This window comes from Streptomyces sp. NPDC096040 (assembly GCF_040303265.1).
Taxonomy (GTDB): Bacteria; Actinomycetota; Actinomycetes; order Streptomycetales; family Streptomycetaceae; genus Streptomyces.
The window spans coordinates 12,308-37,441 of sequence record NZ_JBEOTA010000033.1; the positions used below are offsets into that span (position 1 = coordinate 12,308).

Consider the following 25,134-nt stretch of genomic DNA (forward strand, 5'->3'; position numbering starts at 1 on the left):
GGTGTCGGTCACGTCACTTCTCCGCGACGACGGGCTTGATCATCTTCAGCAGGTTCTCCTCGCTGAGCGCCGCCAGCGAGCGCGCCGCGATCTTGCCCTGCCGGTCGAGGACCAGGGTGGAGGGGATGGCCTGCGGATTGAGCGTGCCCTTCTTGAAGCGCAGCATCAGCTTGCCCGTCGGGTCGTACAGGCTCGGGTAGCCGATGCCGTTCTGCTTCTCGAAGGCGACCGCGGAACCGGTGCTGGTGTCGCGGGTGTTGATGCCGACGAACTGGACGCCCTTGCTCGCGTACTCCTTGGAGACGGAGGCGAAGTAGGGCGCCTCGGCGCGGCACGGGCTGCACCAGGAGCCCCACACGTTGAGTACGACGACCTTGCCCTTGTAGTCCGCGACGTCCAGCGTCTTGCCGTCGATCGTCTTGCCCGACAGGTCGGGGGCCACCGCGCGGTGGCCCTTGGCGACCGTGTCGATGCCGTCCTTGCCGGTGACGAAGTTGGTGTTGCCGCCTCCGCCGGAGGTGCCGCCGTTGCCGCACGCGGACAGGGTCAGGGCCGCCGCGGCGGCCATGGCGCCGAGCAGGACGGCGCGGCTACGGGTACTCATGTGAAAAGTTTCGCATGCCCGTTCTGAGGATCTTGCGCACCCCCCTCGGTCCGGGAGACATCCCTTTTCAGGCCGCGGCCCCCTGCTTGAGGAACGTCGTCCAGCCACCGGCCGGCTGCTGTCCCACGTCCAGCGTGCGGAGCTTCGCAAGCACCTCGGGCTTCTGTACGTCCATCCAGTCCACGAACTGGCGGAAGGAGACCATGCGTACGTCGGCGCCCTTCTCCTTCTCGTGGGCGATGTGCTTGAAGGCCTCCTCGACGGAGTCCATGTAGATGCCGCCGTTCCAGTGTTCGAAGTGGTTGCCTATGAAGAACGGCGCCCGGTTTGTCGTGTATGCCCGCTCGAACCCGGCTATGTACGACTGTGCCGACTGCCGCCGCCAGCCCGGGTAGTTGTAGGCCGGGGCCTTCGTCGAGTTGACCGACTGGTTGGCGAGCATGTTGTAGTCCATGGACAGGACCTCGAAAGAGTGGCCGGGGAACGGTATCTGCTGCAACGGCAGGTCCCAGACACCCAGCTTCTTCTCGGGCCAGACCTGGCGGCCGCCGGGCGAGGAGGCGTCGTAACGCCAGCCCAGCTCCCGGGCGGTGGGCAGCAGGTTGTTCTGGCCGAGGAGGCAGGGGGTGCGGCCGCCGACCAGCTCCTTGTCGTAGTCGAAGGGGAGGGACGGCAGGTCGGTCCAGCCGCTGTTGGTCCGCCACTCCTTCACGAACGCCTTGGCCTGGTCTATCTCGCTGCGCCACTGCTTGGGCGTCCAGTTGCCGACGGTGCCGTGGCCGGAGCAGAAGTGGCCGTTGAAGTGGGTGCCTATCTCGTGCCCTTCGAGCCAGGCGCGGCGGACGTTGGTGAGCGTCGCCTTGATGTGCTCGTCGGTGAGGTAGCCGATGTCGGAGGCGCCGACCGGGTTGTTCGGCGGGTTGTAGAGCCTCTTCTTCGACTCGGGGAGGAGATAGAGGCCCGAGAGGAAGAAGGTCATCGACGCGCCGTGTTCCTTGGCGAGGTCGAGGAAGCGCGGGAAGAGGCCGTTGCCGACCTCGCCGGCGCCGTCCCAGGAGAAGATCACGAACTGCGGCGGGGTCTGGCCCGGCTCCAGCGGCTCGGGGGCGCCGGGCTGGTGGGGCTGCTTGCCGGTGTTCGAGGTGGAGCCGTCGCCGAGGGGGCGGGCGGTGGGCTTGGGCTTGCCGGAGGGCTCCTTGCTGGAACCGCCGGCATGGGTCGTCCCGTCCGACGGTGTGTGAGTGCCGCAGCCGGCGAGGCCGAGGCCCGCCGCGGCGCCCGCGCCGACGCCGAGTATTCCCCTTCGGGTGAAGGTCCGCATGGATCCCCGATTCGTTCGTCACGTCCTCTGGTGGTCACCCAGTCAGAGGGCGTGACGAACGAACGGGTTCCTTCACCTTCTTCGCTGTCTTACGTCGAATGTGACAAAGGTACGGTCAAGTGCCGTACGTCACGGGAGACTTACGCCCCTGAGCCGTACACCCCTGAGCCCTACGCCCCGAAGGCCTTGTCCTTCCCCTTCACCGGCTTGGCGCCGGCGCGGAGGTGGGCCGGGACGAGGTCGATGGCCGGCTCGCTGTAGCCGACGGAGATGATCCTGTCCCCCTGGTATGTGAAAGTCGTCAGGGAGGCGAGGGTGCACTGCCGCTTGCGCGGGTCGTGCCAGAGCCGGCGCTTCTCGACGTACGACCGCAGGATCCAGATCGGCAGCTGGTGGCTGACCAGCACGGCCTCATGACCGCGCGCCTGGTCCTTGGCCGCGTCCAGCGCGCCCCGCATCCGGGCGACCTGGTCGACGTACGGCTCGCCCCAGGACGGCCGGAACGGGTTGACGAGGTACTTCCAGTTGGCGGGCTTCTTCAGCGCCCCGTCGCCGACGCCGAAGGTCCTGCCCTGGAAGATGTTCTCCGCCTCGATGAGCCGCTCGTCGGTGGCGAGGTCGAGCCCGTGCGCCTTGGCGATCGGGGTGGCGGTCTCCTGCGCCCGCTCCAGCGGGGAGGCGGCGACGTATGTCACGTCCCGCGAGGAGAGGTGCTCGGCGACCCGGTCGGCCATCTGCCGGCCGAGCTCGGAGAGGTGGTAGCCCGGGAGTCTGCCGTACAGCAACCCGTCGGGATTGGCGACCTCGCCGTGCCGCATCACATGGACGACGGTGATGTCCTGCTGCTCACTCATTCTGCCGTGGCCTCCGCGGCCGCTCGGGCCGCCGCCGGGAGGGCGTCGGCGATCTTCTGGATGGCCCGCTCGTCGTGGGCCGTGGAGACGAACCAGGACTCGAAGGACGACGGCGGCAGGTAGACGCCGTTGGAGAGAAGGGAGTGGAAGAAGGCCGTGAACCGGAACGACTCCTGGCGCTTGGCGTCCTCGTAGTTCCGCACCGGCCGGTTGGTGAAGAAGACGGAGAACATGTTGGAGGCGGTCTGCAGCTGGTGCGCGACGCCTTCCTTGCTCAGCGCCTCGGTGACCAGGGCCTGGATCTGCGCGGAGACGGCGTCGACCTTCTCGTACGCGGCGTCGTCGAGCAGCCGCAGCTGGGCGAGCCCGGCGGCGGTGGCGACGGGGTTCCCGGAGAGGGTGCCGGCCTGGTAGACGGGCCCGACGGGGGCGAGGTGCGCCATGACGTCGGCACGCCCGCCGAAGGCGGCGGCGGGGAATCCGCCTCCCATCACCTTCCCGAACGTCATGAGGTCGGGCACGACCCCGTCGATCCCGAACCACCCGCTGCGGCTGGTCCGGAACCCGGTCATGACCTCGTCGGAGATGTAGAGGGCGCCGTTGCGGGAGCAGGAGTCCTTGAGCCCCTGGTTGAACCCGGGGCCGGGCGGCACGACGCCCATGTTGCCCGGCGAGGCCTCGGTGATCACGCAGGCGATCTCCCCGGGGTGCCGGTGGAAGGCCTCCTGCACGGCTTCGAGGTCGTTGTACGGCAGCACGATCGTGTCCCCGGCCTGGGCACCGGTGACCCCGGGGGTGTCGGGCAGCGCGAAGGTCGCCACCCCTGACCCCGCCGAAGCGAGCAGGGAGTCGACGTGACCGTGGTAACACCCGGCGAACTTGATCACCTTGGTGCGCCGGGTGAACCCGCGGGCCAGCCGGATGGCGCTCATGGTGGCCTCGGTGCCACTGCTGACGAGCCGCACCTGCTCCAGGGGATCGATCCGGGCGACCATCTCCTCCGCGAGGGCGACCTCGCCCTCACCGGGCGTACCGAAGGAGGTACCGCGGGAGACGGCGTCCTGGACGGCGGCGATGACCTCGGGGTGGGAGTGCCCGAGGATCATCGGTCCCCAGGAGCAGACAAGGTCGACGTACTCGCGGCCGTCGGCGTCGGTGAGGTAGGCCCCCTTGCCGGAGACCATGAAGCGGGGGGTGCCGCCGACGGCACGGAAGGCGCGCACCGGGGAGTTCACGCCGCCGGGCGTGACCGCGGAGGCGCGGTCGAAGAGCGCCTGTGAGACGGGCGCGTCGTAGGGATAGGGCGTTTCGCTCTGGGCGCTCATGACGTGCGGCTTCTCCGGCTTCTCGGACTCCGGTTGCTGGGTGACCTCCTCAGGGTAGGCGGAGGACGGTGGTCTTCTCGCAGCGGAGGACGGCGGTGCCCGCGCGGTACCCGGGGCATCTGCGAGACTGTGACCGGATACACCCAGCTCATCCGGTACGTAGCCGACCGGAGGCTGTAAAGATCCTGCGGACTGATGATTCGACGCACGTTTCGGCGGGCGGCCGTGGGGGAGGTCACTGACACGATGATCGGGTTGCGCGGCGGGGGCCACGCGTCCTAGAAAAGCAGTCGGGTGGAGATATGCATCGCGGTGGCGGACTGGGCGAGGGGACTGATGACCTGGGTCCTCGACGTGCCCGGCGGGGAAGGCACCGACGCGACGCGGAGGAAGCGGCTGAGGCAGCACGTCAGGAACAGGGCGGCGTACCGAGTGAGTCCGAGCGGCGCGACCGACGTATCGATCAGTGGGACCAGAGGGGTCAGCGGATCGATCGAAGGATCGACCGGCTGCAGACCGGGAGCAGGAATGGTGGTCGGGTGGGGGTGACGTACAAATACTTCGGCGCACCGGACGGCGCGACCGCGGCCCGTGTCCCGATCTCGATGCGACCCGAGGAACTCGGCGGCGACGAGCTCGGCATGAACGGCATGTTCACGAAGATCAAGCCGGAGACCATGGCCGCGATGGTGCTGACGGGCATCGAAGGCGTACCTCTGCACAAGGTGCCACCACTGGAGCTGGTCGTCCTGCACCCGGACTACGCGGTGGTCAAGCTCCCCATGACGGTCGTCGACCCCCTGCGCGGCATCGGCGAGGAAGCGGTGGGCGCGGCAGCCTTCATCTGGTCGACGGTCCCGGACCGGGGCGGCCCGAGAGACGCGTTCAACGTGTACCAGCTGCTGCACGAGTGGCAGGACTTCAGCCACCGGCTGCATGAGGCGGGGCATCAGCCTTATTGCCTTGTGTGGCCTTGAGCTGGGGTTTGGGTGGTAGCGGGCGGGGTCTTCGGGCCTCGCCCTTTTCGGTGCCGGGGAGGGGCCGTCAGGCGGCCAGGGCACATTGAGGGCACTTTGGTTTCGCTGGTGGCGCTGATGTGCCCTGGGTACCGGGCCGGTCGCCCTCGTCTTCCGCCTCGGCGTCGTCGATCGCCTTGCGCGTGCGAGTCTCGCTGGACGGCAGCAGGTGCGGGTACGTCCGTAGCGTGAAGCCGGGGTCCGAGTGCCCGAGGTACTCCGAGAGCGCCTTGATGCTCTCCCCCGCGTCCAGGAGCACGAAGGCGTAGGCGTGCCGGAGGGCGTGCATGCCATCTTCGGGGGCCGCCTGGAGGTAGCGCGCACCGCGCTCGAGGGGAGGGATCACGCCCGCGGCGGCCAAGGCGCGCTTCCGGTCGCCCATATTGAAGACGCTGCGGTTGTAGGCCCGCTTCTTCTTGTCGACGAAGAGGAGCCGGAAGGTCTTCGGCGCACCCTCCGGCTTGGCCCAGGGAAGGGTGACCTCGACCGCCGGGAACTCCTTCATGTGGGCCTTGACGGCGACGGCAAGCTGGGCCGGTAGGGGCACCGACCGGATCTTGTTGCCCTTGGGGAGGGCGAAGACGGGCTTCGTGCCGACGAGCCGCACCTGGCGGTTGACTTGGATCCAGCCGCCCTTGAAGTCGATGTCCTCGACAGCGAAGCCGAACACCTCGCCCTGGCGGAGGCCACAGCCGAAGGCAAGCTTGCCGGGAAGGGATGATCTTCTTCTGGGTAGCCGTCGGCAGCTTGACCGACTTCGCCTTGCAGGGGTTCTTCGGCAGCAGCCCGTCCTCCACGGCCATGCCGAGGATGCTCTCGATCGTCGACACTTCCAGGCCGGCGTCATGGAAGATGCGGATCCAACCCTGGATGATCGAGGGCTGGTTGAGGTACTCGCAGGCGTGGTTCGAACTCCTCTTCCACGCGACGATCCTGGCCTCCGCCACGTTCATGGTTTTCGGCGGCCGTGTGCTCACGGTCGTACAGGCGGTGCTGATGTGGTCACTGCACTACCGCAACCAGGACCTTCTGGAAGGCGGCGACAACCTCGCGCAGATCCTCATGATCTTCCTGGCCTTCACCGTCTCCAACGCCTACTTCGCCCCCGGCGCCAAGAAGCGGCGTGAAGAGCTCCTCGCCCCCGACCGGACGCCAGCCGTTTCCACCGTGCTGCACAACCTCGCCACGTATCTCATCGTCTTCCAGACCGCCGTCCTGTACTTCGCGGCCGGCTACTGGAAGATCTTCGGCAAGGTCTGGCAGGACGGTGTCGCGATGTACTACGTCAGCCGCGAGACCGAGTTCCACATGTCGGCCAGGTTTGCCCACGTCATGGGCAACGCCTATCTGGGCACGGCAGTCTCGTACGCGACGATCGCCATCGAGCTGGCCTTCCCGTTTGCCCTGCTGTCGTCGCGGGCCTGGCTGCGCAAGGCCAACACCCTCGCGCTGGAGGCGATGCATCTGGGCATCGCGGCCTTCATGGGCCTCGTCTGCTTCGGACTGCTGATGATCGGCGCGGATTGTGTCTGCCTGCGTGACGAGGACTACCGGTCTCTGTGGCGAAGCCTGCAGGCAGGCCGTGCCCGGATGGCAGCCAACTGGCCGGGGGAGGCAGGGCGCCTGCGCGCGTTCCCGATAGGCGGCTCCGCACCCCGAATGCCGGGTACACCTCTTCGGAAGGGAGTCCACGATCATGTCTGAGCCTCTGGTCGTCTTCGACGGCGCCTGTGGATTCTGCCGCGCCACGGTGACGCGTCTCGCGCGTACCCGCCGTCTGCGCCTGACTGGACGCTTGTTGCCGTATCAGGCCGTGGATCTGGCCTTATACGGGTTGACCGAGCAGGATGCGCACGAGCGCATGTGGCTGGTGTGCGACGGCCGGCGCCACGGCGGAGCACAGGCGTTCGCCGCATGGTTCGCGACGGGCGTCCCCGCCGCCCGGCTGATCGGCCGGACACTCACCCTGCCGGGCGTACGGCATGCAGCCGACGCGATCTACAGACTGATCGCCCACAATCGGCACCGCATCCCCGGGCCGTGGGAGCACACGTGCGCGATCTGACGCCCGAGCCGCAGTTCCCGGCCCAACTGCCGGAAGCACGAGCTTTGTCGCGGTTCCTCACCGCGGGCCGGGACGAGTGGCCCCGCCTCGCACCGCGCGTGACGGAGGAGGTCGGAGCGGACACCCTGGAGCGGATCGTCCGCGCCACCACCGCCCGCATCGGAGAGCTCCGCACCGTGACAGACAGCCCCGACGGACTGATCGTTTCCGGCAGCAACGGCCAGGTACGCGCCTGGGCCCAAGTGGCACCCGATGGCGAACTCACGGCACTGCGCATCGAAGGCGCCCGCTACACGCCACCCCGGCGCCGCTGGCGTCTGCCCGCGCCCCTGACCTGGGCGGGGTATCTGACCCTGGTCACCCTCTGGAACATCCTGACCGTCTGGACAGCCACAGACCGCACCGCCTGGCTCGGCGACATGGCGACCCTGGCCGCCTTCTATGTGGTCGTCGAGGGATGCGGCGCGCCTGCGCAGCAACCCCGTCTGCTGCGCCGCACGGTCGAAGCCGCCGCCGTCGCAGCCCTCGCCTCCGCATGCCGACTGCCCGGTCTGCCTACGGGCCACGGCATCCTGAGCCTCGCCGGCGGCGTCGCCCTCCTGGCGGGAGCCGTGTGGCTGGTCGCCGCCGCCCGGCGGCACCGCTGGAAGGCTCCGCTGTCCCAGCCGCTGCTGTTCCCGCTGGAGGGCACGTGGTACGTCGTGCAGGGTGGCGGCCGCATGCTGAACCACCATGCTCAGGTACCAGAACAGCGCGGCGCCCTCGACCTGGTAGCGCTCGGCCCGCGAGGCACCCGTACTCGGCCGGGCCGTGACCGGACCGCATACGCCGCCTATGGGCGCCCCGTCCGCTCTCCCTGCGACGGCCGCGTGATCTCTGCCGCCGACACGGTCCAGGACCAGCAGCCGGGTGAAATCCGTTACCAACCGCCCTACGGCAACCACGTGTTCCTCGACACCGGCAGGGAAATCGTCAAGCTGGCGCATCTACGCCCCGGCACGGTGACGGTGGCCAAGGGCGACATCGTCCGCGCGGGCCAACTCCTCGGTGAGGTCGGCAACACCGGAAACACCACCGAGCCGCACCTGCACATCCACGCCGAACGCGACGGCATCGGGCTGGACCTGGAATTCACCGGAGTGCCTGGGCGACTGCACCGCGGGCGAATGATCCGCACCTGAAGCAACACGCAGCCCCCAACACCCCGCGATACGCCACACCCCGCCCCCAAAGACGCCCACCTGTCCCTCTCGAAGGAAGCCTGCGCTCCCATGCGCCCTCATCACATACGCCGCGCTTTCGCCACCGCGGCAACCGTGGCCACAATGGCCGCCGCCCTCGCTCCCACAGCCCGCGCCGCCGAGCCGCCCAGTCCCGTATCCCTCTCGACCAACCACTCCCACCACGCCGCCGCTGGGACCGACGCCGGCCGGATCCCCGCAACCACGAACCTCACCGCCCGCCTCTACCTGGGCACCCGCGACCCGGACAGTCTCGGCGCCTTCCTCAACGCCGTAACCACACCCACCAGTCCCCACTACCGCACTTCCTGACGCCGACCCAGTACGAGCATGGTCAAGGACCTTCGGGACTGAGTGGTGAACAGATCGCGACCAGGCGGCTGTCGAACCCGGCGCACACAAGTCGCTCGTAAGCGCCATAAACGTCCCCCGGTACATTCCTGTGGGCGGGGTTTTCGAACCCCGCCCTTTTCGTGTGTCCGAGGCGGTCGTCCATGCGCCGGTTCAGCGGATGCGGGCCACGCCCGCGTAGATACCGCTGCCCTCGGGGGCCGGGGCCGGGGTGGCGGGGAACCACTCCGTCGCCGTGACCAGGCCCGGTGACACGAGATCCATGCCCTCGAAGAACCGTTCCACTTCCGGGCGGGTACGGAAGGCGAGTCGGATGCCGCCCTTGGCGTACTCGGCGACGACCTGTTCGACAAGGTCCGGGAACAGGTCGGACGCGGCGTGCGACAGGATCAGGTGGCTGTCCGACGGCAGCGTGTCGACCAGGGAACGGACTATGCCGTGGGCGTCCTGCTCGTCACTGATGAAGTGCATCAGCGCGATGAGCGACAGCGCGACGGGGCGGTCGAAATCCAGGACGTGCCGGGCGTGGTGGACGATCGCCTCCGGGTCGCGCACATCCGCCTGGATGTAGTCGGTCGTCCCCTCGGGGCGGCTGATCAGCAGCGCCTCCGCGTGCCGCAGGACGATGGGGTCGTTGTCGGTGTAGACGACCTTGGCCGACGGCACGACGTTCTGCACGATCTGGTGGAGATTCGGCTCGGTGGGAATTCCGGTGCCTATGTCCAGGAACTGGTCGACGCCCTGGCTGGCGAGCCACGCGGCGGCCCGGTGCATGAACTGACGGTTCTGCCGGGCGGCGTCCCTCGCCTCGGGCGGCAGCTTCTCACCGACCGCCTCGTCGACCGGGTAGTTGTCCTTGCCGCCGAGCAGCCAGTCGTAGACCCGCGCAGGGTGTGCCCTGCTGGTGTCGATCGACGGAGACGGCTGAGGATTGGTCGTCATCGCAACTCCATCGCGCCGGTGAGAAGTACAGAGCGAGTTCGCGGTGATCGTACTCGTCATCTCATCTGCCTTGGACAGAGGGCGACTTGAGCAGCGCAGGGCGCGGGCACGCCCGGTGCCGTAACGAAGGGGCTTCATGCGCAGGGTGACCTATTCGATGGGCGTCTCGCTCGACGGCTACGTCATCGAGCCGGACGGCGGCTTCGTGTGGACCGGGCCTGACGAGGAGGTCTTCCGCTTCGTCACCGACGAGATCCGGGAGGTCGGCGTCCACCGGTGCTCGCCCGGCGGCGTGTCGTCTTTCTGGTCGAGGCACCTGCCCGAGCGCCGGTGACCGAATCTGCACAGCGAATGCGCAACTGCGACGCCACGGCCCTGGTGGGGCGGAGTTGCCGTGTTCGGATCCGCTGCGTCAATACCTGTCAGCCTGCCGTGCTGCGCCTCATGTGGAGAAGCTGCCCCCAATCAGTGTGCACAACAACACGGATGAGTAGCCGGAGCGTTCAACTGCCCTGCCGTGGGCACCGATCGACTGGATGCCCGCCGCACTCCGTGATTTGATCCCTCGCGCCGCAGGGTTCGCGCCATCGCGTCCGGAAACGGATGGCATATGCCTGCGGTCGCGGTCCGCCGTTTGTCCCCAACGGATCCGCTCCCCGAATCATCCATGCGAAGGGCAGTTTCCTCATGAACTCCGCTCCCCAGGTTCAGACCCTTGAGATCGCCGACGCCGAGCTCGACACCGTCTCCGGCGGCCTGAGCCCGCAGCTCGGCGTCGTCGCCGGTCCCACGGCGATCACCAGCTCGGACGTCCTGGCCCAGCTCGACGCGGCCAAGGACGCCGCCCTGGGCGCCGTCGGTCAGTACCACCAGGTCGGCGTCACCCTCTCCTTCTGAGCGCCCGGTCGGCGGCCGTGCCGTCGGCCGACGACCACGACGACGAGCCCCCTACCAGCGGAGAGCCGCAGGTAGGGGGCTTGTTCGCCGGCTGACAAGCGACCCGGCGATCACGTTCCTCGTCGGCCGACAGCCGACCTCGCGAGGCCACCGGGAAAGCCGATCGGGCGGAGTTTCCGCAGGTCAACGTACATTCGCCGAGAAACCCCAGGTCAGCACCCCGCCTCTCCCCCATTGAGGGCACAGGGGTTTCGCCGGGGGATCCGGCTCTCAACTGCCGTGAGGACCCGGCCCGCACGCTGGAACACCACCGCGGCCGAGAATCGGACGCCGGGCGGGTACTCGCAGCTTGATGGGCGTCGTGACTGACATCGGCGTACGGCTACCTCTGTATGCCGTACCCGGGTGGGACGGATACGGCATCGAGAGAGTGAAGCGGAGGAGAGCATGTCTGACGAGCGGCAGCACCAGGTCATCGTCTTCGACGTCAATGAGACGCTCAGCGATCTCGGCTCGCTGGGCAAACGCTTCGAGGAGATCGGTGTACCCGGGTATCTGATGCCGGGCTGGTTCGCCGGGGTGCTGCGGGACGGGTTCGCGCTGACGGCTGCCGGTGGGTACGCGGACTTCGCGGACGTCGCTCAGGACGGCATGCGGGCGGTGCTCTCCGAGCTGGACGGCTGGTCGGGAGACGAGGAGGGCGCCGTCCAGCATGTGCTGGACGCCTTCGGCGAGCTGGACGTGCATCCTGATGTGCCCGACGGGGTGCGCAAGTTGAGCGACGCGGGCTACCGGCTGACGGCGATGACCAACGGCAGCGCAGACCTGACCGAGCGGCTGCTGGACAGGGCCGGAGTACTGGACCGCTTCGAGGCCCTGTGGGACGTACGAGGCCCCCGCTGCTGGAAACCCGCCCCGGCCGCCTACCACCACGCCGTCGAGCGAGCCGGCGTACGGCCCGACCAGGCCGTACTGGTGGCCGTGCACCCCTGGGACATCGACGGAGCCCGGCGCGCCGGGTTGGCCGGCGCCTGGCTGCGGCGCGGCGCCTGCCTGTACCCGCAGACGATGACCCGGCCCAGCTACAGCGCCCGGGACCTGCGGGAACTTGCCGACGTGCTGACCGCCGGTCGATCGTGACGTCGCCGAGGAGATGGGGCCTTCGGGCCTCGCCCCTTTTGGTGCCGGAGAGGGGCCGCTAGCGTCGCCCCGTATGACCCTCGCCGAGACTGAGATCACCGCGGACCTGGTCCGGGAGTTGTTGTGGGAGCAGCATCCCGATCTGGCCGATCGTCCCGTGCGGCTCGGTGCGCGTGGCTGGGACAACCAGCTGTGGCGGCTCGGCGACGATCTCGCGGTCCGGTTGCCGTGGGCGACGCCGGCCGCGGACGACCTGCTGCGCAAGGAGTACGCCTGGCTGCCGGGCCTCGCCCCGCGGCTTCCCCTGCCGGTCCCCGTCCCGCAGCGCCTCGGCGAGCCCTCCGAGCGGTTTCCGCGGCCGTGGATCGTCACCACGTGGGTGCCGGGCGCGCCCGCCGACCGCGCCCCGGTCACGCGTGCCGCGGAGGCGGCCGACGCCCTGGCCGCGTTCCTGACTGCCCTTCACCGGCGCGCCCCTGACGGGGTGGCCGCCGGCCGCGATGGCAACGGCGGGCCGCTGGCACCCCTCGCCGAGGGGTTCGCCGCGGGCCTCGCCTCGGCCGTGGAGCTGGGGCTGGTCCCCGACCCGGACGCCGTCCGCGCGGTCTGGGAGGACGCCGTCGCCGCGCCCGCGTGGACGGGTCCGGCCGTGTGGCTCCATGGCGATCTGCATCCGGCCAACGTCCTCACCACGGACGGCTCCCTCTGCGGCGTGATCGACTTCGGTGACCTCTGCGCGGGCGATCCGGCCCGCGACCTCGCCGCCCCCTGGACCCTGCTGCCGGACGGCGCCGCCGACCGCTTCCTCGACGCCTACCGGCCGGCCCCGGACACCGCGACCCTGCGCCGGGCCCGCGGCTGGGCCGTGCGGCAGGCCCTCGGCGGGATCCTCATCGGTAACGCCGGTGTCCACGGCCTCCCCGGCGGCAAGCCCAGCTGGGGCCCGCCGGCCCGCGCCGCCCTACGGCGACTCGTCGCGACGGCCCGCTGAGGGAGTGGGTCGAGCGGGCCGCCGTAGCGCCCGGCCGCCGGGCCGTCGGCCGTGCACTGCCGCGTAGGGCTTCTGCTTCGGCTTCGGGCTTCGGCTTCGGTTTCTGCTTCGGCTTCCTTCATCGGCAGGCACTTACGTCACTCGGTTCCCGGCCCTTGGGGCTGGGCGTCGTCGCCGCCGAAGTCGGGTACTTCGGCGGACAGCAGGTCTTCGGCGCGGCCTTCGAGGGCCCTGGCCGTCTCGATGGAGCGGGCGAGCATGGTCTTCTCGTAGGTACGGACCGCGTCGGCGACGGTGGCGGCGTTCGCGAGGGCGAGGGCGAGTTCGCCGGCGTCGAGCATGGCGAGGTTGACGCCGACGCCGAGCGGGGGCATGAGATGGGCGGCGTCGCCGAGCAGGGTCACCGTCGGATTGTGTTCCCAGGTGTGCGGGACCGGGAGGGCGAAGATCGGGCGGTCGACGTAGGGGCCGTCGTTCTCGGTGATCATCCGGCGCATGCGGGGTGACCAGTGGGCGTACTCGCCGAGGAGCAGGGCGCGGATGCCGTCGGTGTCCTCGGTGGTCAGGCCACTCGCGCCGATCCAGTCGACCGGGACCCGCTGGATGATGTAGACGCGGATGTGGTTTCCGCTGTTGCGCTGGGCGAACAGGGCGCGCTCGCCGTCGGCCGCGTGGGCGCTGCCCTGGCCGACGAGTTCGGCGATGTCCGGGTGCCGGTTGTCGACGTCGGTGAACCAGGCCTCCAGGAAACTCACCCCGGTGTACCCGGGGACGGCGGGGGACACGGCCGGGCGCACCCGGGAGGAGGCGCCGTCGGCGCCGATGACCAGATCGGTCTCGACGCTGGTGCCGTCGGTGAAGTGCAACCGCCGTGGCCCGTCGGCGGGGCCGCTGATCTTGTCGAGGCCGCGGCCCCACTGCACGGTTCCCGGCTGTACGGAGTCGAGCAGCAGCCTGCGCAGCTGACCCCGGTCGATTTCCGGCTTGAACAGCTCGTCGGGCTGCGGGACTTGATGGGACGTGATCGTGCCGGTCGGGTCCATCTGGCGCATTTCCTGGCCTTCGGGACGGGCCAGCGCGAAGAACTCGTCGAGCAGGCCGGCTTCACGCAGGGCGATCTGGCCGTTGTCGGCGTGCAGGTCGAGGGTGCCGCCCTGGTTGCGCGCGTCGGGGCCCGGGTCACGTTCGTAGACGGTGACCGTTATGCCGCGGCGCTGGAGGATGCGGGCGCAGGTCAGCCCGCCGGGCCCGGCGCCGATGATGCTGATGCGGGCGCGGGTGGGTGCAGGGGAGTTCATGGTCGTTTCCTTCCATCGGCGAAGTGGGGGCGAGGAGGTACCGCTCCGGGTCCTCACAACACCGATGAAAACAGAGCGAGTCGAAAAGTGCAATGACTCAACTTAGAGAGTGATTCGACTATCGGGTACGCTCTACCCATGACCACGCCCTCTGCCAGCCGCCGCGACCGCAAGAAGGCGGCCACCCGGCAGGCCATCGCCGACGCCGCACTGCAACTCTTCCTGGAGCACGGCTACGACCAGGTGAGCATCCGTGACATCGCCGACGCCGCCGACGTGTCGACCGCCACGGTGTTCAAGCACTTCAGCGGCAAGGAGGCGCTGGTGTTCGACCAGGACGAGGACCGGGAGGCAGAACTGGTCGCCGTGGTACGGCAGCGGCCCTCCGGTCAGAGCGTCCCCGACGCCCTCCGGCAGCACGTCCTGGACACCTGGCCGGCGATCGCCGGACACCCTCAGGCGGCCGAGTTCACCGACCTGGTGAACTCCACGCCGGTACTGCGCGCGTACTCCGAACGCATGTGGACCCGGTACACCGACAGCCTCAGCGCGGCCATCGCCGACGAGTTCGGCGTGGAGCACGACAACCTCGCATGCGCGGCTCTCGCCCGGTTCGTCCTCGACATCCCGGCCCTCGCCCGCGGCCGGCAGGACCGCCGGGCCGCCGTCGAGACGGTCTTCGACATCCTCACCCACGGCTGGGAACCGCCGAGCAGGCCGGCCGCGCCGTAGGCCCAGGCCGAGCCACCTCCGGCTCTCAGATCCAGCTGTCGAGCCACGTCCTGGCCTGCCGGCCGGAGTACGGGATGGTCTGCCCGGTGCAGATCGGGAAGAAGTAGACGAAGTTCCAGGCGATGAGCAGGACCAGCACGCCCACGGCCACCGCGCCCGTCTGCCGGCGCCGCTCCGTCGTGCCCGGCGGCCCCAGCATGGCTCCGATCATCAGAACAAACCGTTGGACGCGCCGAAGCCGTCCAGGCCGTCGGCGGCCTCCGGGTTGTGCTGGCGGTAGGTGTCGGTGGAGATGTAGTCGGTCAGGACCGAGTAGTCGGCGCCGACCAGCGCCTTCTCCGCGAACCCCGCCACCAGCGCGCGGCTGGCCTCCGTCCGGTCCCGGTCGGAGGGGGTCGTCGGGCCGTCCGTCTGCGAACGGCCCGACGCCGTGTGCGTGACTCCGTACCGGCGGGGACCCTGCTGCACATAGGCCAAACGGCTGCTGGTCCACACCGACCTGCTCGTCGCCGCCGTCAGCCATCGCCTCGGCTTCTCCGAACCCACCGACTTCGGCAAGTTCTTCACCCGCGCGACCGGCCGGACCCCGGGCGCCTTCCGGGACGCACAGAGCCAGCCATGCAGAGCCGGCCATACGGAGAGACAGTCACTGGTCGCCGTGCTGGCGGCGGATTCTCGCGGCCACCTCGTTCTTCTCCGTCTCCCACCAGGGGCGGACCCGTTCGGCGGACGGAGCGGACGGGGCAGACGGGATGGACGGAGTGGGGGCGGGGACCATGGCGGCCTGCTGCTCGTCCAGGTGGCGGTCCAGCGCCGCCGTCTGCACCCGTTCGGCCCGCGCCCACTGGAACAGGATCGTCAGCAGGAACGGCAACGCGACCAGCTCGGCGATGCTCAGCATCGCGCCGCCGCCGATCTGCTGGTCGTGCCGGACGTCCGGGGACCAGGACGGATGGTGGTGCAGATACCAGGCGCCGGCGATCAGCGTGCCGTGCGTCATGACGACCACGCCAGGGATCGCGTCGATCACACCGTCCATGAAGACGAGGGCCGCCCGGACCGGGTGGGTGCACCAGGCGGGGAGCGTCTCCTCCCGGGTCAGCACCGGTACGACGAACAGACAGCCCGCCGCCAGCAGGTGCAGATACATCAGCTCGTGCAGCCAGCCCACCCGCAGCGCGGTACCGAAGTACGGGGTGAAGTAGATGGTCAGCTCGGTGGCGAGCACCAGCGCCGTACTGACCAGGGGGAACGTCAGGAGGCGGACCACACGGCCGGCCATCGTGCGGCGCAGCCGTGCCGCCGCGGGCTCCGGCAGCGCCTCCGCCGCGAGCCGGAGCGGATCGCCCAGCGCCAGGCCGAGGGGCGCGAGGAGGTCGAGCAGGATGTTCTGGACGGCAGCCGGCCAGAACAGCACATGGTCGTAGACGGCGAGGGCCGACATCGTCGCCACCACCAGCGCGCCCAGGCCCAGGACCGTGAAGGCGACGGTGCGGGCAGGCGACCAGGACTCGCCCTTCACGCGTACCCGCAGCACGCCCCAGCCGTACAGCCCGCCCAGAACCACGACCAGCAGCAGCGCCGGTACGTCCAGCTGCCAAGACGTCAGCAGCCGGCCCGCGGTCAGCTCGGCCATCCAGCTCACCCTCCTTGGGTCCTTCGGTCCGGGACGAAACGGGTCAGGCCAGACCCACTGCGCGACGCTATACCCGGCCGGCCCGGCCCTCGCATCGGGGTTGCGTGCGACACGCCTGGCGTGACGCCCGCGTCACAGTTCCGTGCCGGGCCGAGGTGGTCCTTGTCCACTTTCGTCGGATCGTGCCTAGGGTGATCACCGCGGTTTACGAATCTTGACCGGGTCCGACTCCGCAGGGACTTGTTTCACGCACTGGGGGGCGTCTTCATCATGGGGGAACGATCTGTCATGCCTCGGCGTGTGCCGACGCGGCCCGTCGCCGCTGTTCTGGCCGCCGTCGGGGTCGCCGCCGGGGTGCTGGTCGGCAGACCGGGGCTGGAGTCGGTGGCCGGGTGCGGGATGTCGGGGGACTTCTATCCGTCGCAGACCGCGAAGGACTGGGTCTCGTACGCCGACCATGTCGTCGTCGCCAGCCCGACCCGGGAGCAGGAGACCAACCGGCGGAACTACAGCAAGGGGGCGATCGCGTATGCGATGGACCGGCTGGTGAGTTTCCGCACCGACAGCCGGCTGTGGTCCCGCACCTCACCGCGGCACGCCATCGGGTCGGACTTCGACGTGGTCGCCCCCGGCTGGGAGGTCTACCGGTCCAGCGGCACCCGCGTCGCGCAGATGGCCACCGACGCGCCCCGGCTCCAGGTCGGCCACACCTATCTGCTCGCCCTGCGATGGCGCGAGGGCGCCTGGGTGGTCCTCGGCGAGGGCGGGGCCGTGCCCTTCGACGACCACACCGGCGACCAGGGCGAGTGGTGCGGACGTGTACTGAGCAAGGAGGACGTCGCCGAGGGCGAACGGTTCTCCCGGCACGCCGACCACAGCATGGAGAAGGCGCTGCTCGGCCAGAACGAGCAGGCCGTCCAACGCGCCCTCGACGGCGCAAGCCGCGACTGAACCGGGGAGACGGCCGACCCACACGGTCCGGCCACGGCCGCACCGCCCCACCATCGAACCGGCCTCGCCGGGCCGACCACCGAACCGACCTCGCGCGACCCACGCCCGAACCAGCCGCACCCGACCCGCCACCGAACCGACCACGACCGGGCCGCGCCCGAACCAGCCGCACCTGACCCGACCACGAGCGGCCCACCACCGAACCGGCCTCGTCCGACCCACGCCCGAACCAGCCGTACCCGACCCGCCACCGACCCGACCACGACCGGGCCGCGCCCGAACCGACCTCGTCCGACCCACGTCCGAACCGACCACGAGCGGCCGGCACCCGAACCGACCACGACCGGCCCACCGCCGAACCGACCTCGTCCGACCCACGCCCGAACCAGCCGGACCCGACCCGCCACCGACCCGACCACGACCGGGCCGCGCCCGAACCGACCTCGTCCGACCCACGTCCGAACCGACCACGAGCGGCCGGCGCCCGAACCGACCACGACCGGCCCACCGCCGAACCGACCTCGTCCGACCCACGCCCGAACCAGCCGGACCCGACCCGCCACCGAACCGGCCTCGTCCGACCCGCGCCCGAACCGGCCACGAGCGGCCCCGCTCGCGGCCGAACCAGCTCGCCCGGCTCCCGGCTCAACTCGCTCCCCCGCCCGTGGCCGGACTCCTCCGCCCGGACCGCGGCTCGACTCCCCGATCCAGCACTTGCCTTAACTCACCCGTCACCCGGCCGCAGCCTCCGCGCCCGGCCCCTTGCCGAACTCACCCGCTCACAAGCCCCTTCACACCCGCTCGCAGGCGCCTTCACGCCCACCCACACACACCTTCGCACCCGCACACCGCCCCCTCGGCCCCGTCCCGCCTGACCCTCCAGTACACAGGACCCCACATCTCCCCCACTGAAATGGCATGAACGGTTCACCTGTTCTCCACATTCAACGTGTTGGTGCGCAAGGAACCGGCCATTGACTCTCACCGCGCGGCACCCCATACGGGGCCGTGTAGGGGAGAACCGTTTCCGTATAGGGGGGCACAGTGGTGTCCGCGATCGAGGGTTCCGCCGGGGCGGAATCCGAAAGACCCGTGCCCAGGCGGCTGTCCGCCGCCCGAGGGCTCGGGGACCGGATGTTCCGGTACCAGTTGACGGCCACGGGTGGCATCGTCCTCGCCATCATGGCCGCCGTAGGGCTGTTCCTGCTGCTCCGGGCCGGGCAGGCGCTGCGGGCCAGAGGCGTCTGGGCCTTCCTCACGACCGCCGAGTGGCAACCGGACGTGCACAGGTTCGGCATCGCGGCCGTGCTCACCGGCACGCTGCTCATCGCCGCCGTCGCCGTCACCATCAGCGTGCCGCTGGCCCTCGGCACCGCCCTGTTCATCTCGGACGTAGCGCCCCGGCCACTGCGCCGCACGCTCGTCACGATGGTGGACCTGATGGCCGCCGTACCGTCCGTGGTCTACGGCCTGTGGGGGCTGTTCTTCCTCCAGCAGCATGTGATCGGGCTGTCCCGCTGGCTGTCGGACTGGTTCGGTTGGATCCCGTTCCTGCACGTCGACGGCACCCAGCCCGGCGAACCCCTCGCCTCCCAGAGCGTCTACACCGCCTCCACCTTCGTCGCCGGAATCGTCGTCGCCCTGATGGTCGCGCCGATCCAGTGCTCGGTGATGCGCGAGGTCTTCGCCCAGGCACCGGCCGGTGAACGCGAGGGCGCCTACGCGCTCGGCGCCACCCGCTGGGGGATGATCCGCTCGGTCGTACTGCCGTACGGCATGGGCGGGATCATCGGCGGCACCATGCTGGGCCTCGGCCGGGCGCTCGGCGAGACCATCGCGGTCTACCTGATCATCTCCCCGGTCTTCGCCATCCAGCCGCACATCCTGCAGACCGGCTCCAACTCGGTCTCCTCCCTCATCGCCCTGCACTACGGCGATGCCTCCACCTTCGGCATGTCGGCGCTGATGGCCGCGGGCCTGGCGCTGTTCCTGCTCACCCTGGCGGTCAACTTCACCGCCTCCTCGATCGTGGCCCGGTCACGGTCCGGCGCGCAGAGCGAGGCGTGACGATGACCGTCGTAGACCTTGAGAAGAACGTCCCGCACGACGCCCCCCGGGACGTACCCGCGGACGGCACCGCGAACGACATCGTCGCCGAACTCCCGGACACACCGCGCCGGATCGGCGGGCTCACCCGCTCCGGGGTGCTGTCGCTGCTCGGCGCCGCCGCCTCCGGGCTGTGCACCGCCGTCCTGCTCTTCGGCGAACTCGCCCCGTTCTCCGGGGCACTGGGGTTCTTCGTCACCGCCTACCTTTCGTTCCTAGGTATCTACGCGGTGTTGACAGGCCTTGAGGAGGACGGGCAGGCCGTACGGGACCGGGTGATGACCATCGTCCTGTGGACCGCGGGCGGGCTGATGTTCTGCGCGCTCACGATGGTCGTCGGCTTCACCGCCTGGCGCGGCCGGGAGGCCCTGCCGCACGGCAACTTCTTCACCCAGGACATGCAGGCGGCGGGCCCCCTCGACCCGCTGACCCACGGCGGCATCGCGCACGCCATGCTCGGCACGCTCATAATGATCACCATCGCGCTGGCGATCACGGTCCCGCTGGGCCTGGCCTGTGCGGTGTACCTCAACCAGATCCGCGGCCGCTTCTCCCGGTTCGTCCGGACGATCGTCGAGGCGATGACCGCGCTGCCGTCGATCGTGGCCGGCCTGATGGTGTACGCGGTCTGGATCCTCGGCCTCGGCATGCAGAAGTCGGGTCTGGCGGCGGGCTTCGCGATCAGCGTGATGATGCTGCCGATCGTGATCCGCGCGGCGGACGTGGTGCTGCGCCTGGTACCGGGGACCCTCACTGAGGCGTCGGAAGCGCTTGGCGCCCCGCGCTGGCGGACGGTGTGGCACGTGGTCCTGCCGACGGCCCGGTCGGGCCTCGCCACCGCCGTCATCCTCGGCACGGCCCGCGGCATCGGCGAGACCTCCCCGGTCCTGCTCACGGCGGGCTTCACGGCGGCGCTCAACGCCGACCCGACCCAAGGCCCGATGGTCTCCCTCCCCCTGGCCGTCTTCAACTTCGTCAAGTCCCCCGAACCGACGATGATCGCCCGCGGCTTCGGCTCGGCGGCGGTACTGATGGCGCTGGTCCTGGTGCTCTTCGCGATCGCCCGGGTGATCGGCGGTCGCGGTCCCGGCCACCAGAACAAGCGCCAGGCGAAGCGGGCGGCGCGGGCTTCACGCAGGGACGCGCAGAGATTCGCGGAACTGCGCACACCCGGACTGGAGTTGTTCGAGACCGGTCCTTCCGCAGCCGACGACGAGACCAACCCCCCTGGGGGCGCGGGGAACTGCGCGCCCGGCCATGACGAACCCGCACCCAACGACGGCGAAGAGCCCCCGTCCCCCGCAGGAGACGCGCACTGATGTCCAGCCCTGTCATCAACACCCTGAGACGGCTGGGCATCCTGGCCGCGCTGCTCAGCATCCTGAGCCCACTCACCGTCATCGGCCTCACGCAGAGCGCGTCCGCCGACAGCTACACCCCCATCGCCGGCGCCGGTTCCACCTGGGCCGAGAACGCCGTCGACGAATGGCGCCGCGCCGTCAACCAGTACGGCATGCGGATCAGCTACGCCGGCACCGGTTCTTCGGACGGCCGCCGCCAGTTCCTCTCCGGCACCGTCGACTTCGCCGTCTCCGACATCCCGTTCCAGACGAACCCCACCGACGGCAGCGCGGCCGAACGCCCCGCGAGCGGCTCCTACGCCTACATGCCGATCGTCGCCGGCGGCACCGTCTTCATGTACCACCTCACCGTCAACGGCAAGCAGGTCACCGACCTCCGCCTCTCCGGAGACGTGGTCACCAAGATCTTCACCGGGGCCATCAAGACCTGGGACGACCCGGTCATCAAGGCCGACAACCCCGGTCTCCAGCTCCCGCACCGCACGATCGTCCCGGTGGTCCGCTCCGACGGCTCCGGCTCGACCGCCCAGTTCACGATGTGGATGGCGAACCAGCACAAGTCGCTGTGGAACGCCTACTGCGCCAAGGTCGGCCGCTCGGGGGCGTGCGGGCAGACGTCGTACTACCCGACCGTCTCCGGCATGATCGCCCAGTCCGGTGACCTCGGTGTCGCCGGTTACGTCGCCCAGAACTACGGCGAGGGCGCGATCGGGTACGTCAACTACTCGTACGCGCTCAACGCGCACTACCCGGTCGCCAAGGTCCTGAACCACGCGGGCTACTACACCGAGCCCACCCCGCAGAACGTGGCGGTCTCGCTCCTCAAGGCGAAGATCAACACCAACAAGAGCTCGGCGGACTACCTCACCCAGCAGCTCGACGGCGTCTACAACGACTCCGACAAGCGCAACTACCCGCTGTCCAGCTACTCGTACATGATCCTGCCGCTGAAGGTGCAGGGCACCTTCACCAAGGACAAGGGCAAGACGCTCGGCGCCTTCTCCTACTACTTCATGTGTCAAGGACAGCAACAGGCTCCAAAACTCGGCTACTCGCCACTGCCGATCAACCTCGTCCAAGCCGGCTTCGACCAGATCCGCCGGATCCCGGGTGTGAAGACGCAGAACATCAACATCAAGAACTGCAACAACCCGACCTTCACGGCCAGCGGCCAGAACAGGCTGGCGCAGACCGCGCCCTATCCGGCCGCCTGTGACAAGAAGGGTGCCGCGCCCTGCACCACGGGCACCGGCGGTACCAAGGCCGGCTCCGGCAACAACAGCTCCTCCAACGGCAACGGCGGCACGGGCAACGGCACCGGCTCCACCGGCGGCACCTCGGCCGACAGCGGCGGCTCCTCCGGAGGAAGCAGTGCCACGCCCTCCGTCGACCCCGACACCGGCCAGACCATCTCCCCCGACGGCTCCACGGACTCCGGCTCCGGCTCCGGCTCCGGCGGCTCCGGCACGGCCGCCGACGGCACGGTGGCCCTCGCCCAGCCCGTCGCCGTGGCCACCGCGCACGGCTGGACCGGCACCCAGACGCTGATGGTGCTGGCCGCGCTGCTGGTGTTCGGCCTGCTCCTGCTGCCCTCGGTGGTCTCCCGCCTGGTCGGCAGCAAGAGCAACGGACGTTCCGGAGACGGGAGTTCGCGATGAGACGCACCCGGATACGCAACGCACTGATACGGCTCCTCGCCGGCGCCACGGTCGGCGCCCTCGCCGGTCTCGCCGTGGCCCAGGCCGCCCCCTCCGCCAGCGCGGCCACCGACAGCGCGGTGACGGTCTCGGGGCGCGGTGAGTTCAAGGACATGAAGTTCACGGTCAGCCAGACCAGCCACCTCACCAGCCAGGCGGTCACGGTCAGCTGGACCGGCGGTACCTCGACCACCTTCGCGGGCACGCAGTTCAACACCGACTTCGTGCAGATCATGCAGTGCTGGGGCGACGACGACGGCACGGTCCCCTCCAACCCGGGCCCGTCGCGCACCCAGTGCCAGTTCGGCGCCTCGCCGACCACCAACCGCACCAGCTGGCCGGGCAACGGCCTGGACGACACCCGGCAGGTCTTCTACAGCGCCGACCCCACCAACTACGGCCAGGACAACCGGTACGGCGCGGCCAACCCGAACGCCGGCGGCGAGGTCCCCTTCACGTCGGTCGACGGCACCACGATCACCACGAACACCCAGAACAACGCCCTGTTCAACTACAACACCACCAACGAGATCGACTTCGCCCGCACCGGCGCCGACGGCACCGGCAAGGAGTACTTCGAGGTCCAGACCGCCAACGAGGCACCCCACCTGGGCTGCGGCGAACCGGTCAGCACGAACGGCGTCACCAAGCCCCGCTCCTGCTGGCTGGTGATCGTCCCGCAGGGCCATCTGGACCTGGACGGGCAGCCGTACGCGGACAAGAGCCAGGTCAACGCGGGCTCCCCCGTCTCCTCCACCAACTGGAAGAACCGGATCGCGGTCAAGCTGGATTTCAACAGCGTCGGCAACAACTGCGCCCTCGGCTCCGACGAACGCCCGACCACGGGCAGCGAGCTGGCGGCGGACGCGATGACCAGCTGGCAGTCCCAGCTGTGCTCGGTCGGCAAGGTGTACGGCTACACCGAGCTCGGTGAGCCGGACACCCGGTCCCGGCTGATCTCGGACGCCTCCTCCACCGGCCTGGCCTTCACCACCCGCAAACTGGGCGCGGACACCGGCACCACAGCGCCATCGGGTACGACGACCTACGCACCGGTCGCACTCTCCGGAGCCGTCATCGGCTTCACCATCGAACGCAGACCCAAGTCCGGTGCGCCGGACAGCGTCAAGAAACTCGCCGGCACCAAGGTCGAGTCCATCAAGCTCAACGCCCGCCTGGTCGCCAAGCTGCTCACCGAGTCGTACCGCAACTCCACCTGGGGCTCGGTCCTGAGCGGCACGACCGCCAAGGGGTACGGCTGGGCGAAGGGCAACCCGGCCGGTATCGCCTCCGACCCCGAGTTCATCGCGCTGAACCCGGAGTTCGCGTACCTGTCGGTAGCCGAGACCCCGGCCACCGACACCGACCTGATCACCTCGCTCGGCCACTCCGACACCGCCCGCGCGGTGTGGCAGTGGATCCTCGCCGACAAGGACGCGCGTCAGTTCCTGGCCGGTGTGCCCGACGACGACGGCATGCGGGTCAACCCGTACTACAGCACCAACACGGACCTGAACCCGACCGGTGTGGCCTTCGATCCGTCGAACACCGACGACTACCCGAAGAGCGACCCGTGGTGCACGGTGCCGCCCGGCTCGGACGCGCCGTCCACGGCCACACAGTGCATGACCGACTTCCACCCCTACGTGGACGACATGCACTCCGGCGCCCTGCACACCCGTCGCGCGGACACCCTGTGGAAGTCCACCTGGGACGCGCTCGCCAGCCCGCAGGCGTACAAGAGCCCGGGCCCGCAGACGGTCGGGGCGCGCTTCATCATCACGGTCACGGACGCGGCCTCCGCCGTCCGGTACGGCCTGCAGACCGCCCAGCTGAAGAACACCGCCGGCAAGTACGTCGCCCCGAGCACGACGAGCCTGACCGCGGCCGCCACCGGCGTGTCCGGCAGCGGCGTCGCCGAGATCACCCCGGCGAACGCCACGGCGAAGGGCGCCTACCCGCTGGCCGAGCTGGTGTACGCGGCGGTCCGGCCCGGCAAGGTGAGCAAGGCCGCCCGCTGGGACTACGCGGCCCTGCTGCGCTACGTCTCCGCCACCGGCCAGACGCCGGGCGCCGACCCGGGCAGGCTGCCCGAGGGCTACGCCCCGCTCTCCACGAAGCTGCGCGCCCAGACCGTCAAGGCGGCCGACGCCCTGCTCGACTACACCGGGCCGACCTCCACCGGCGACGGCTCGGCCGACGGCGGCGGCACCGACACCTCGACCGGCGCCCCCTCCGGCACCGACGGGGTCGCGGGCGGCGCGGCGGGCGGCGCCGGCACGGGCACGCCGACCGATGGTTCCGGTTCCAGTGCCACGCCGAGCGACAAGCCGTCGTTCGACGGCGGCAAGGCGCTGGAGACCACCGCGGCCGGCAACACCCCGGCCGACCCGGCCAACCCGCTGCGCTACGCCGTCCCGGTCGGGGCCGCGCTCGGCGCGGTCGCCGGAGTCGGGGCGCCCTTCGCGGGCGGCAACCGGCTGCGGCTGCCGCTGCGCCTCCCGCTGCCCGGCGGGCGGACCGTGACCGTCGTACCCGAACTACCGGAGCTGTCGCGGCGACTGCGCCGACTGCTCCCGTAACCCCGAGCGCCTCGCGCGCTCCCC

General features: G+C 69.9%; 21 protein-coding genes and 4 pseudogenes. 16 read left to right on the top strand and 9 right to left on the bottom strand.

All coding sequences use genetic code 11. The features are described 5' to 3' along the window. Window positions 1–13: 13 nt before the first annotated feature. From ABTY98_RS34285 to hemL, 4 genes are all read right to left on the bottom strand, one after another. On the bottom strand, window positions 14–604 hold the full coding sequence (locus tag ABTY98_RS34285) for a TlpA family protein disulfide reductase (protein ID WP_352225003.1): 591 nt from the start codon (window positions 602–604) through the stop codon (window positions 14–16). 67 nt (window positions 605–671) lie between these two features. Beyond that, window positions 672–1,925 carry a polysaccharide deacetylase family protein gene (locus ABTY98_RS34290; protein WP_352225004.1) on the bottom strand — a complete coding sequence of 418 codons (1,254 nt, stop codon included), beginning with the start codon at window positions 1,923–1,925 and terminating at the stop codon, window positions 672–674. 170 nt (window positions 1,926–2,095) lie between these two features. Further along, window positions 2,096–2,779, bottom strand: a complete 684-nt coding sequence (locus tag ABTY98_RS34295; RefSeq protein WP_352225005.1) for a histidine phosphatase family protein — start codon at window positions 2,777–2,779, stop codon at window positions 2,096–2,098. Then, window positions 2,776–4,104, bottom strand: coding sequence for a glutamate-1-semialdehyde 2,1-aminomutase (gene hemL / locus ABTY98_RS34300; protein WP_352225006.1), 1,329 nt, complete (start codon window positions 4,102–4,104; stop codon window positions 2,776–2,778). Before hemL ends, ABTY98_RS34295 begins: the two co-directional genes overlap by 4 nt. 302 nt (window positions 4,105–4,406) lie before the next feature. Between hemL and ABTY98_RS34305 the strand changes: the two genes are divergently transcribed. After that, on the top strand, window positions 4,407–5,081 hold the full coding sequence (locus ABTY98_RS34305) for a hypothetical protein (protein WP_352225007.1): 675 nt from the start codon (window positions 4,407–4,409) through the stop codon (window positions 5,079–5,081). 67 nt (window positions 5,082–5,148) lie between these two features. Here ABTY98_RS34305 and ABTY98_RS34310 read toward each other — a convergent pair. Beyond that, window positions 5,149–6,010, bottom strand: a pseudogene (locus tag ABTY98_RS34310) (tyrosine-type recombinase/integrase); the annotation flags it as partial. 61 nt (window positions 6,011–6,071) lie between these two features. On the opposite strand from ABTY98_RS34310, the gene ABTY98_RS34315 reads away from it, so the two are divergent. The 4 genes from ABTY98_RS34315 to ABTY98_RS34330 all read left to right on the top strand — a co-directional run bounded on the left by ABTY98_RS34315 (window position 6,072) and on the right by ABTY98_RS34330 (window position 8,738). After that, the gene (locus ABTY98_RS34315; protein ID WP_352225008.1) at window positions 6,072–6,824 is read left to right on the top strand and encodes an HTTM domain-containing protein; all 753 of its coding nucleotides are present in this window, start codon (window positions 6,072–6,074) and stop codon (window positions 6,822–6,824) included. Further along, complete coding sequence (locus ABTY98_RS34320; protein WP_352225009.1) at window positions 6,817–7,185, top strand: thiol-disulfide oxidoreductase DCC family protein; 369 nt, start codon at window positions 6,817–6,819, stop codon at window positions 7,183–7,185. The genes ABTY98_RS34315 and ABTY98_RS34320 overlap by 8 nt, the downstream gene beginning before the upstream one ends. Beyond that, the gene (locus tag ABTY98_RS34325; protein ID WP_352225010.1) at window positions 7,173–8,366 is read left to right on the top strand and encodes a M23 family metallopeptidase; all 1,194 of its coding nucleotides are present in this window, start codon (window positions 7,173–7,175) and stop codon (window positions 8,364–8,366) included. Before ABTY98_RS34320 ends, ABTY98_RS34325 begins: the two co-directional genes overlap by 13 nt. Before the next feature lie 144 nt (window positions 8,367–8,510). After that, window positions 8,511–8,738: a hypothetical protein gene (locus tag ABTY98_RS34330; RefSeq protein ID WP_352225011.1), complete on the top strand. Its 228-nt coding sequence runs from the start codon at window positions 8,511–8,513 to the stop codon at window positions 8,736–8,738. Between the two features lie 192 nt (window positions 8,739–8,930). Here ABTY98_RS34330 and ABTY98_RS34335 read toward each other — a convergent pair whose 3' ends face one another. Then, a complete protein-coding gene (locus ABTY98_RS34335) occupies window positions 8,931–9,719 on the bottom strand; it encodes an SAM-dependent methyltransferase (RefSeq protein ID WP_352225012.1) in 789 nt (262 codons plus the stop codon). 136 nt (window positions 9,720–9,855) lie between these two features. Between ABTY98_RS34335 and ABTY98_RS34340 the strand changes: the two are divergent. From ABTY98_RS34340 to ABTY98_RS34355, 4 genes and pseudogenes are all read left to right on the top strand, one after another. Next, window positions 9,856–9,993, top strand: a pseudogene (locus tag ABTY98_RS34340) (dihydrofolate reductase family protein); the annotation flags it as partial. A 413-nt stretch (window positions 9,994–10,406) separates the two neighbouring features. Continuing rightward, window positions 10,407–10,616 (top strand): hypothetical protein, encoded by a 210-nt coding sequence (locus tag ABTY98_RS34345; RefSeq protein ID WP_352225014.1) that lies wholly within the window; start codon window positions 10,407–10,409, stop codon window positions 10,614–10,616. 447 nt (window positions 10,617–11,063) lie between these two features. Next, the gene (locus tag ABTY98_RS34350; protein WP_352225015.1) at window positions 11,064–11,756 is read left to right on the top strand and encodes a haloacid dehalogenase type II; all 693 of its coding nucleotides are present in this window, start codon (window positions 11,064–11,066) and stop codon (window positions 11,754–11,756) included. 73 nt (window positions 11,757–11,829) lie between these two features. After that, window positions 11,830–12,747 (top strand): aminoglycoside phosphotransferase family protein, encoded by a 918-nt coding sequence (locus ABTY98_RS34355; RefSeq protein WP_352225016.1) that lies wholly within the window; start codon window positions 11,830–11,832, stop codon window positions 12,745–12,747. A gap of 137 nt (window positions 12,748–12,884) precedes the next feature. On the opposite strand, the gene ABTY98_RS34360 is transcribed toward ABTY98_RS34355, so the two are convergent. Then, a complete protein-coding gene (locus ABTY98_RS34360) occupies window positions 12,885–14,045 on the bottom strand; it encodes an FAD-dependent oxidoreductase (protein ID WP_352225017.1) in 1,161 nt (386 codons plus the stop codon). Between the two features lie 138 nt (window positions 14,046–14,183). On the opposite strand from ABTY98_RS34360, the gene ABTY98_RS34365 reads away from it, so the two are divergent. Then, entirely contained in the window at window positions 14,184–14,777 is a 594-nt protein-coding gene (locus ABTY98_RS34365) for a TetR/AcrR family transcriptional regulator (protein WP_352225018.1), read from the top strand. A gap of 25 nt (window positions 14,778–14,802) precedes the next feature. Here ABTY98_RS34365 and ABTY98_RS34370 read toward each other — a convergent pair. After that, window positions 14,803–14,991: pseudogene (locus tag ABTY98_RS34370) on the bottom strand (phospholipid carrier-dependent glycosyltransferase); the annotation flags it as partial. A gap of 258 nt (window positions 14,992–15,249) precedes the next feature. On the opposite strand from ABTY98_RS34370, the pseudogene ABTY98_RS34375 reads away from it, so the two are divergent. Further along, window positions 15,250–15,381, top strand: a pseudogene (locus ABTY98_RS34375) (helix-turn-helix domain-containing protein); the annotation flags it as partial. A 42-nt stretch (window positions 15,382–15,423) separates the two neighbouring features. Here ABTY98_RS34375 and ABTY98_RS34380 read toward each other — a convergent pair. Beyond that, complete coding sequence (locus tag ABTY98_RS34380) at window positions 15,424–16,413, bottom strand: cytochrome c oxidase assembly protein (RefSeq protein ID WP_352225019.1); 990 nt, start codon at window positions 16,411–16,413, stop codon at window positions 15,424–15,426. Window positions 16,414–16,713: 300 nt separating this feature from the next. Here ABTY98_RS34380 and ABTY98_RS34385 point away from each other — a divergent pair, with 300 nt between their 5' ends. The 5 genes from ABTY98_RS34385 to ABTY98_RS34405 all read left to right on the top strand — a co-directional run bounded on the left by ABTY98_RS34385 (window position 16,714) and on the right by ABTY98_RS34405 (window position 25,110). After that, window positions 16,714–17,364, top strand: a complete 651-nt coding sequence (locus ABTY98_RS34385) for a hypothetical protein (RefSeq protein ID WP_352225020.1) — start codon at window positions 16,714–16,716, stop codon at window positions 17,362–17,364. A 1,092-nt stretch (window positions 17,365–18,456) separates the two neighbouring features. Beyond that, complete coding sequence (gene pstC, locus ABTY98_RS34390) at window positions 18,457–19,431, top strand: phosphate ABC transporter permease subunit PstC (protein WP_352225021.1); 975 nt, start codon at window positions 18,457–18,459, stop codon at window positions 19,429–19,431. Between the two features lie 2 nt (window positions 19,432–19,433). After that, complete coding sequence (gene pstA, locus ABTY98_RS34395; RefSeq protein WP_352225022.1) at window positions 19,434–20,789, top strand: phosphate ABC transporter permease PstA; 1,356 nt, start codon at window positions 19,434–19,436, stop codon at window positions 20,787–20,789. Then, on the top strand, window positions 20,789–22,489 hold the full coding sequence (pstS, locus tag ABTY98_RS34400; RefSeq protein ID WP_352225023.1) for a phosphate ABC transporter substrate-binding protein PstS: 1,701 nt from the start codon (window positions 20,789–20,791) through the stop codon (window positions 22,487–22,489). Before pstA ends, pstS begins: the two co-directional genes overlap by 1 nt. Next, entirely contained in the window at window positions 22,486–25,110 is a 2,625-nt protein-coding gene (locus tag ABTY98_RS34405) for a hypothetical protein (RefSeq protein ID WP_352225024.1), read from the top strand. Before pstS ends, ABTY98_RS34405 begins: the two co-directional genes overlap by 4 nt. Window positions 25,111–25,134: the final 24 nt, after the last annotated feature.